Genomic DNA, 6,000 nt, shown 5'->3' on the forward strand with positions numbered 1-6,000 from the left:
AGGTGCTAAGAGATGAATGAAGGGGAGCGAATAAATGAGACACCCTGCAACCGTTCTTAAGGCCTACCATCTTGGCGATCATATGGACGACGATGAGCTTGAAATGCTCGCAATGGAAATGCAGGCCATAGCAGACAACACGGCGAAGTTTGGCGAAATGTTCAGATTGCAAACCGTGTACGCAGACAAGGTGGCATACGACTGCAAAGCGTTTTTGCGATCACGCCGCGAGCGTGCGGCTTAGTAAAACTGATAGGAGCGCATGGCGATGACGCCAGATCAGTTGAAGACAGCAACGCGCGAACAGCGCTTGGCGTGGTTCGCGCTACAGGTAATCCGCGAGTCGTGGGATGCAACGGACGTGTGCGGCGCTGACATTCAGGAGTGGGCGGCGGCGGCTGGTTTGATCTATCCCGATGAAGTCAACGAGGACACTGACTTAAACGGCATCGAGAACGCAGAACACCTCGAGATTGGGGACACGTTTTACAGAGAGGCGCGCGATCTTCACGAAGCGCAGCCATCAACATAAGGAGGGCAGGCCGTGGCCGATGTTGGAGCGCGATGGAACATCTACAGCGAGACAAACTATGGCGACGACGGCGATAGATTGGGCGCGGCTTGCTTGTTGGTTCAGAACTTCGGTCTTAGCCTAGCCTCGATAAATTCCGGGGAGCGGTCTTTCGCACTTGGGCGCCTGACATCGGAGATACAGGTCGTTCTAAAGCAGGCATACGGCCAAGGGATCTTCGATGGTTCAAAGCAGATGTTCTCAGAGACGCAAGCGGCGCGCGGATCGGAACGGGAGCTTTGCGCAAGGCAAGTCCGTAACTTTATCGAGCGCGAGAAAATCACAGGGAAGATGGCCGAGCTTTTCGAACGCTTGGCAAAAGATATAGAAGTTCCATTCTGACAAAGGAGCCGTGCTTGCGCTGGCATACTGGAGAGACAACGCCGAAGGATCGCCCCGTTCTGATGGCGATGGACGCTTGCCGATCTGTCGGCATGTGGCGCGACAAGTGGCGCGGGTGGGTGGTCTGCGCTGATGGGTTCGACGCGCGTGACCATCACGGCGAAGTCATTGTGGTGGATCGCCCGCAGTTCTGGTGCGAGATACCTGACGTTACTCTTGAGACGTGAAAGGAGCGTCTATGCCGATCACATACCCGCCTGAAATGTTACCGAAGGAAGAAGACGCTGACGTGATCGTGCAGTGCGAGATGTGCCACACCATGTCACCAATTGACGACATGATGAGCCACGGAGCAGCCTTTGTCTGCGCGGCTTGCTATGCGCTTCCAGTTATCTACAGATTCTCGAATCTGTAGATAACTCTTAGGCCGGGGGTGAATGGCTTATCTGTCATGGTTTATCTCCAACAGCATTTGCTCTGCCGGTTTCTTCTTCTCTGCTTCGACAAAGAAATCTGGCTGCGCGTAGGCGGCTTCGATGCGCTTGCAAGCCGTCTCGAAATACCCGGGATCAATCTCAATGCCGATGAACTTACGGCCAAGCTTCACACAGGCAACGCCAGTAGTGCCGGAACCCATGAATGGGTCTAGGATGGTCTGTCCTGCATCGCTGAACAAAAAAACAAGTTCTCGCATTAGTGGAATTGGCTTCTGCGTTTCGTGCTGGTGTTTTCCGCCGCTGTTTTTGCAATGCGTGAAAACACCATGCTTTCCGCCGCCATTCCATCGGCTCTGACCATTTCCACACCAAACTGCTGCAATGCTTTCATAACCCATTCCTGGCATCTGACCGTTGTATTGGGGCATTCCGTCAGGCTTCACCCAGATCATGCTTCTTTTGAACTTACTCCCATGGCTCTCAAAAGAACTTCTCCAGTCTGATATTGCTTCGGCTTGACAAAAAGCTAGCGCCCAGCCCCCGCATTTATCTGAACACCAACCAGCAACAAAATCCCTCAAATCAGAAGTTATTGGAGGAAAACTTAAAATTTCAGGAACCATCACATCAGATGGGCCGCCGCGTGAAACGCCGCGTTTCACGCGGCGGCCCATCGTGTGAGCTTCTTTTTCAAATGGAGGGTCTGTCACCACAGCATCCACTTTAGGCAGCAAAGGAAGTATTTCCCTGCAGTCCCCAAGGTAGAGGGTGCAATCGCCTATGATGACAGGAGTCCCCATTCTCTACTCTCCCTCTGCTGTAGTTGGGTTCATGCTGACAGCGAGACTTTCTGCTTCGTCAGTGCGGTCACCGTTCGACGGTGGGGGCGGCCTAAGCATGAAGTGTGTGATGTAGATCGTGCAGTTGTCGTCAATCAATTCAACAGGCTGCCCGCGCGTGTCCTCAAATCGGTTCTTGGCAATGCTAAATCTTACGTCAGTCATTCGCACTCCAGGCCCATCTTGTGCGCCGTATGCCCTCATGACAGTGAAAGCATCGACGTACCCGAATAAAGGCGGCAGGTCGCTAATAGGATACCAAGTGCCGTGCTGGAACGAGTGATTAACTCTGCTGACTGCTTGAATTGGCTCACTCACAGCTTTCCCCTCCGTCTCATAATTTCCAGTGTCATCAGGACACCCAGAGCGACACCAAGCGCGACCCATGGCAGCGCGGATAGCTCTTGCTCTAGCGTCATCGCTTCTCAACGCTCCCGTCCATTCGTTTGCGGAGCCCGCTCGCCTTCGTGCCCGGCATACGGGCGGCCCCTAGGCTTGCGGAGACCGGCGTTCTTTTCTTTCACACGGACGGCCTTGTCAATTGCGGGCCGATCAAATCCGACTGTCTTTGTCAGGTGGCATCTGGTGCGAAGAACAACGCAGTTCCCAACGCTGCTATCACCACCAAGCGCAACGGGTAATCTGTGGTCGTATTCGACGTTGCCAGAAATGATCTTCTGCCCGCATCCGCACTCGCAGAACCCGCCGCAGCGGTGCCAAGCTGAGAGCTTTGTTGCCTTGCTGAACTCGTCTTTGTGGGTGCGGGTCATGCTGCCCTATCCAAAAGCTCAAGCCCCCGCGTGAGGCACGGGCCGCATATGCAATCTTCACGGCAGTCGTTCGGCAAAACTATTGCTCTCGTCACGTAGTTGTTGCACGCCATGCATATCGGGTGCGTCCACCCCTTATTCCCAATGGCTTTGGCAATGGCTTCAAAGTCAGAACCAGCATCTAATATTTGTTGATACACCTTCGAAGAGTCACCGAATGAGGTTGTTCCCCACTTTCCATTGGTGAAGTATTGGCCCTTCCATTTGTCGGCCACGTCATCAGCAGACGCTATCGCAACGTCAAATTTTGGTGTCGCTCGTCCAATAATTTTCATGCTGCCCTCTTGATGAGCTTCAGGGCATTGGCCTTGGCCTTTCGGGCTTGCACATGCCAAGCGCCACGAGCGGCAGCCAATAGGTTTGCAACGGCCATCCGCAGTTCGTCATTCTCATTGCGGAGCGCCTTTATCTCGCGCTCTAGGCGCTTTAGCTCGCATGTGAATAGATCAGGCGTCATGCTGCCGCTTCCTGAGCTTTAAGAACCGTTTCAGGGTCAAGCCCTGTTTCGTGCGCGTAGACGACTTCGACGGCATCGTTGAGCGTATTGAAATCGGCTTGGCCCAGCTTGTCGAATGCAATCGACTTCGCCTTGAACACGCGGACCATGCCGCCGTCAGGGTGTGGACGAATGAAGGCATATGCACCTGCTGCTTTCAGCGCCCCCTCGATGGCGAGCGCGGTCAGTTGGGTCAGACCCGGTTGATCTTCCGCAAACGCCACGGGAACATCAGTCGTCTCCCTGTGGCCCGCTTTGATGAGGGCCCATTTGCGGAGGTGTTCTTCGCTCTCCGGCTGGAATTCTGCACTCCGGCCAATGTGCTGGTACATCGCGCACACGCCGAAGAAGCGGCGCAGTTGCTCAGGCTCCGAGGCTTCGTCTTGGCGTCCATCTTTTAGCCTGCATAGTGTGGGCACGTCGTCATGTTTGCGTCTCAGATAAAATTTCGGCCATTCATCACGAGACCTTCTGCGCCTCGCCATCGCATCCAAGGAGCACTGGGCGCGCATCCGGGATAGACGTTGGATGCGCGCCCATCCGGTCATGCAGCTTCTTTCAACGACAGCGACCGCTCAATGCGCCGCAAGTGCTTGTCGGCAACGGACAGCATGTCAAAGCCTTCCTTGCTGACGGTCAGCAAGTATTCGCGCGCGTCGTCTTTGTTGCGCTTGCGGTTCAAAAGACCGCGATTACACAACCGGCGAATGATGTCGCTGAGGTCGACCGATCAATCAACGTGGCGTCGATAATGTCGGTCTGGTTCGGCGTGCCTTTGGCGCTGCGAACGGCGTCAGGAATCTGATATTGGGAAAACGTAAGTTCGTTGACTTCATCGCCTCTTCGAACTGGCGGTGAGCCATAGCCAAAGTGCGCTTGATGTCACGATCATGGTCATGTGAGTCTCCTGTTACTCGGCTGCTTTGGGATGGCGGCTCGATTCCATTGCGTCTTCGTATTCGTGGTCTGAATCTCACCCCATCGGGTCGGCATTTCCGCCCACTCTTTGGTGTAAGGTCGCGGATCTGCTGAAGCTTCGGGCCGTCGCCGTAGCCATCTTTGATATACTTGCGGATCTCATTAAACGTCTCGTTGGTGCCGTCTTTCTTGGCCAAACTGCTTGACTTGCGCTTGGACGTTTGGTCTAGGTCTTCGACCTCTTCAACGAGACCCGGACCGCTCAGCACATCCAACCGCACCGTCTCGGCGCCAATCCGCGCACGCATTTGCAACATACGATCTGGGTATTGCGTCCAGGACCTGCCTTACCCCACAGACCGCCTTGCGGGCTTGTGCAACTGAAAGCCAATCGGCTGATAACGTCACCGTCGGGAGCATCAGCGACAATGCGCCTCTGGCATCGCCCTCGCCATCGCTGAACTCGCTGAGCTTGAAACCCTTTGACCACAGGATGGCGGGAACAGCATCGCCTCAGACAGACGGGCGGCCATTGATAACGGCTATCTTTTGGATCACGCAAACATGGGGGGCAAACCGATTTCAAGGCCGGTCATGATTGCGACGGTCACCTGCTCCGGCATGTCCATTCGCGCGTGCTGCCCCGCTTTCTGAAATGCACTTTGCCACGCGATAAGCATCCTCGAAGCTCTGAGGAATGATGCTGCTGATTTGGCCGCCAGCCTTCAAAGCCACGGCATTTGTCTTTGGCTCGGTCATCCGTAGTTCCTCACCTGTCCAAGAGCACCCCTGGCCCGCAACTCTCGCTTGACCTCTTGCACGTACTTCCACGACACGCCGCAGCAAAGCGCGATGTCTGAGTCCGATATGATGCCGTTGACCAGCATCTTCTCGATCTTTGGCCGCTTGGCGTCCGTATGCTGACCCATCACGTCACCTTGCCATCATGAGTGCCAGAAACGACCCCAAGCTCGTGAAGGCGGCGGCGCATATCGCGGACAGCGCGGCAATGCGCAAAATCGACCACAACGACGTTCGATCCCGGCTCAGTTCTGTAAGAAGCTCCATTCTTCCCCTTCATTGGGTTGCGACCATCCATGCTAGAATGGCCAGAAATCCGATGGCCCCTTGCGCCACCACAAATAGCGTCAGAAACGCTGCTTTTTTGACCGTCATCACTCACCCCACTGACCCACTTCATCCATGCGGCCCCGCTCGCACCGAGGAGCCAAACCCAACTGCCGGATTGTTTGCGCATCACTCATTTCTGCTCTTCAACCCCGCCGCTTTTCCTCTTCCTCGTAAGCGTCAACACAACGATTAAACAGGCCGTCCGCCTTCCATCAGTTCGGCCTCACAATCCCGAGCCAGTGCGCGCCCAGGCTATCTCGATGTTCTTGGCTTAGAAGCTGCTCCATGTTGGGAGGCAACTCCGGCTGGTCGGACGGGTCGCCAAGCCAACTCAGGAAGCTGCTCTGATGTCTCAGGTACGCCGCCAGAAAACCGAACGACATTGCTGTTCTCTTGGTGCTCATCTCTGCCACGGCGCTTTTTCCTGCCGCTCCCT

15 protein-coding genes are annotated in these 6,000 nt (G+C 55.2%); 4 read left to right on the forward strand and 11 right to left on the reverse strand.

What is annotated here, in order from left to right; translation table 11 throughout:
* The first annotated feature begins 34 nt into the window (after window positions 1–34).
* The 4 genes from IPL32_18760 (at window position 35) to IPL32_18775 (ending at window position 1,328) form a co-directional block, all read left to right on the forward strand.
* On the forward strand, window positions 35–244 hold the full coding sequence (locus IPL32_18760) for a hypothetical protein (GenBank protein ID MBK8467858.1): 210 nt from the start codon (window positions 35–37) through the stop codon (window positions 242–244).
* 24 nt (window positions 245–268) lie between these two features.
* A complete protein-coding gene (locus tag IPL32_18765; protein MBK8467859.1) occupies window positions 269–532 on the forward strand; it encodes a hypothetical protein in 264 nt (87 codons plus the stop codon).
* 12 nt (window positions 533–544) lie between these two features.
* On the forward strand, window positions 545–913 hold the full coding sequence (locus IPL32_18770; GenBank protein ID MBK8467860.1) for a hypothetical protein: 369 nt from the start codon (window positions 545–547) through the stop codon (window positions 911–913).
* Window positions 914–1,151: 238 nt separating this feature from the next.
* A complete protein-coding gene (locus tag IPL32_18775; GenBank protein MBK8467861.1) occupies window positions 1,152–1,328 on the forward strand; it encodes a hypothetical protein in 177 nt (58 codons plus the stop codon).
* Window positions 1,329–1,355: 27 nt separating this feature from the next.
* On the opposite strand, the gene IPL32_18780 is transcribed toward IPL32_18775, so the two are convergent.
* From IPL32_18780 to IPL32_18830, 11 genes are all read right to left on the reverse strand, one after another.
* Window positions 1,356–1,973: a site-specific DNA-methyltransferase gene (locus IPL32_18780; protein ID MBK8467862.1), complete on the reverse strand. Its 618-nt coding sequence runs from the start codon at window positions 1,971–1,973 to the stop codon at window positions 1,356–1,358.
* 180 nt (window positions 1,974–2,153) lie between these two features.
* Window positions 2,154–2,507 (reverse strand): hypothetical protein, encoded by a 354-nt coding sequence (locus IPL32_18785; protein MBK8467863.1) that lies wholly within the window; start codon window positions 2,505–2,507, stop codon window positions 2,154–2,156.
* Between the two features lie 107 nt (window positions 2,508–2,614).
* Window positions 2,615–2,959, reverse strand: a complete 345-nt coding sequence (locus tag IPL32_18790) for an HNH endonuclease (protein MBK8467864.1) — start codon at window positions 2,957–2,959, stop codon at window positions 2,615–2,617.
* The gene (locus IPL32_18795) at window positions 2,956–3,294 is read right to left on the reverse strand and encodes a hypothetical protein (GenBank protein MBK8467865.1); all 339 of its coding nucleotides are present in this window, start codon (window positions 3,292–3,294) and stop codon (window positions 2,956–2,958) included. Before IPL32_18795 ends, IPL32_18790 begins: the two co-directional genes overlap by 4 nt.
* Window positions 3,291–3,476, reverse strand: coding sequence for a hypothetical protein (locus IPL32_18800; protein ID MBK8467866.1), 186 nt, complete (start codon window positions 3,474–3,476; stop codon window positions 3,291–3,293). Before IPL32_18800 ends, IPL32_18795 begins: the two co-directional genes overlap by 4 nt.
* Complete coding sequence (locus tag IPL32_18805; protein ID MBK8467867.1) at window positions 3,473–4,063, reverse strand: hypothetical protein; 591 nt, start codon at window positions 4,061–4,063, stop codon at window positions 3,473–3,475. The genes IPL32_18800 and IPL32_18805 overlap by 4 nt, the downstream gene beginning before the upstream one ends.
* Window positions 4,060–4,197 carry a hypothetical protein gene (locus tag IPL32_18810; GenBank protein MBK8467868.1) on the reverse strand — a complete coding sequence of 46 codons (138 nt, stop codon included), beginning with the start codon at window positions 4,195–4,197 and terminating at the stop codon, window positions 4,060–4,062. The genes IPL32_18805 and IPL32_18810 overlap by 4 nt, the downstream gene beginning before the upstream one ends.
* A gap of 52 nt (window positions 4,198–4,249) precedes the next feature.
* Window positions 4,250–4,741, reverse strand: coding sequence for a hypothetical protein (locus tag IPL32_18815; GenBank protein MBK8467869.1), 492 nt, complete (start codon window positions 4,739–4,741; stop codon window positions 4,250–4,252).
* Between the two features lie 274 nt (window positions 4,742–5,015).
* Window positions 5,016–5,192 (reverse strand): hypothetical protein, encoded by a 177-nt coding sequence (locus IPL32_18820; protein ID MBK8467870.1) that lies wholly within the window; start codon window positions 5,190–5,192, stop codon window positions 5,016–5,018.
* On the reverse strand, window positions 5,189–5,362 hold the full coding sequence (locus IPL32_18825; protein ID MBK8467871.1) for a hypothetical protein: 174 nt from the start codon (window positions 5,360–5,362) through the stop codon (window positions 5,189–5,191). Before IPL32_18825 ends, IPL32_18820 begins: the two co-directional genes overlap by 4 nt.
* On the reverse strand, window positions 5,362–5,514 hold the full coding sequence (locus tag IPL32_18830) for a hypothetical protein (GenBank protein ID MBK8467872.1): 153 nt from the start codon (window positions 5,512–5,514) through the stop codon (window positions 5,362–5,364). The genes IPL32_18825 and IPL32_18830 overlap by 1 nt, the downstream gene beginning before the upstream one ends.
* Window positions 5,515–6,000 lie beyond the last annotated feature (486 nt).

Origin of the sequence: Chloracidobacterium sp. (assembly GCA_016711345.1) — a bacterium.
GTDB lineage: Bacteria > Acidobacteriota > Blastocatellia > Pyrinomonadales > Pyrinomonadaceae > OLB17.

Coding starts and splice junctions, on each gene's coding strand:
- IPL32_18760 (MBK8467858.1), top strand. CDS start 35: ATGAGACACCCTGCAACCGTTCTTAAGGCCTACCATCTTGGCGATCAT.
- IPL32_18765 (MBK8467859.1), top strand. CDS start 269: ATGACGCCAGATCAGTTGAAGACAGCAACGCGCGAACAGCGCTTGGCG.
- IPL32_18775 (MBK8467861.1), top strand. CDS start 1,152: ATGCCGATCACATACCCGCCTGAAATGTTACCGAAGGAAGAAGACGCT.
- IPL32_18780 (MBK8467862.1), bottom strand. CDS start 1,973: ATGGTTCCTGAAATTTTAAGTTTTCCTCCAATAACTTCTGATTTGAGG.
- IPL32_18790 (MBK8467864.1), bottom strand. CDS start 2,959: ATGACCCGCACCCACAAAGACGAGTTCAGCAAGGCAACAAAGCTCTCA.
- IPL32_18795 (MBK8467865.1), bottom strand. CDS start 3,294: ATGAAAATTATTGGACGAGCGACACCAAAATTTGACGTTGCGATAGCG.
- IPL32_18800 (MBK8467866.1), bottom strand. CDS start 3,476: ATGACGCCTGATCTATTCACATGCGAGCTAAAGCGCCTAGAGCGCGAG.
- IPL32_18805 (MBK8467867.1), bottom strand. CDS start 4,063: ATGACCGGATGGGCGCGCATCCAACGTCTATCCCGGATGCGCGCCCAG.
- IPL32_18815 (MBK8467869.1), bottom strand. CDS start 4,741: ATGCGTGCGCGGATTGGCGCCGAGACGGTGCGGTTGGATGTGCTGAGC.
- IPL32_18820 (MBK8467870.1), bottom strand. CDS start 5,192: ATGACCGAGCCAAAGACAAATGCCGTGGCTTTGAAGGCTGGCGGCCAA.
- IPL32_18825 (MBK8467871.1), bottom strand. CDS start 5,362: ATGGGTCAGCATACGGACGCCAAGCGGCCAAAGATCGAGAAGATGCTG.
- IPL32_18830 (MBK8467872.1), bottom strand. CDS start 5,514: ATGAAGGGGAAGAATGGAGCTTCTTACAGAACTGAGCCGGGATCGAAC.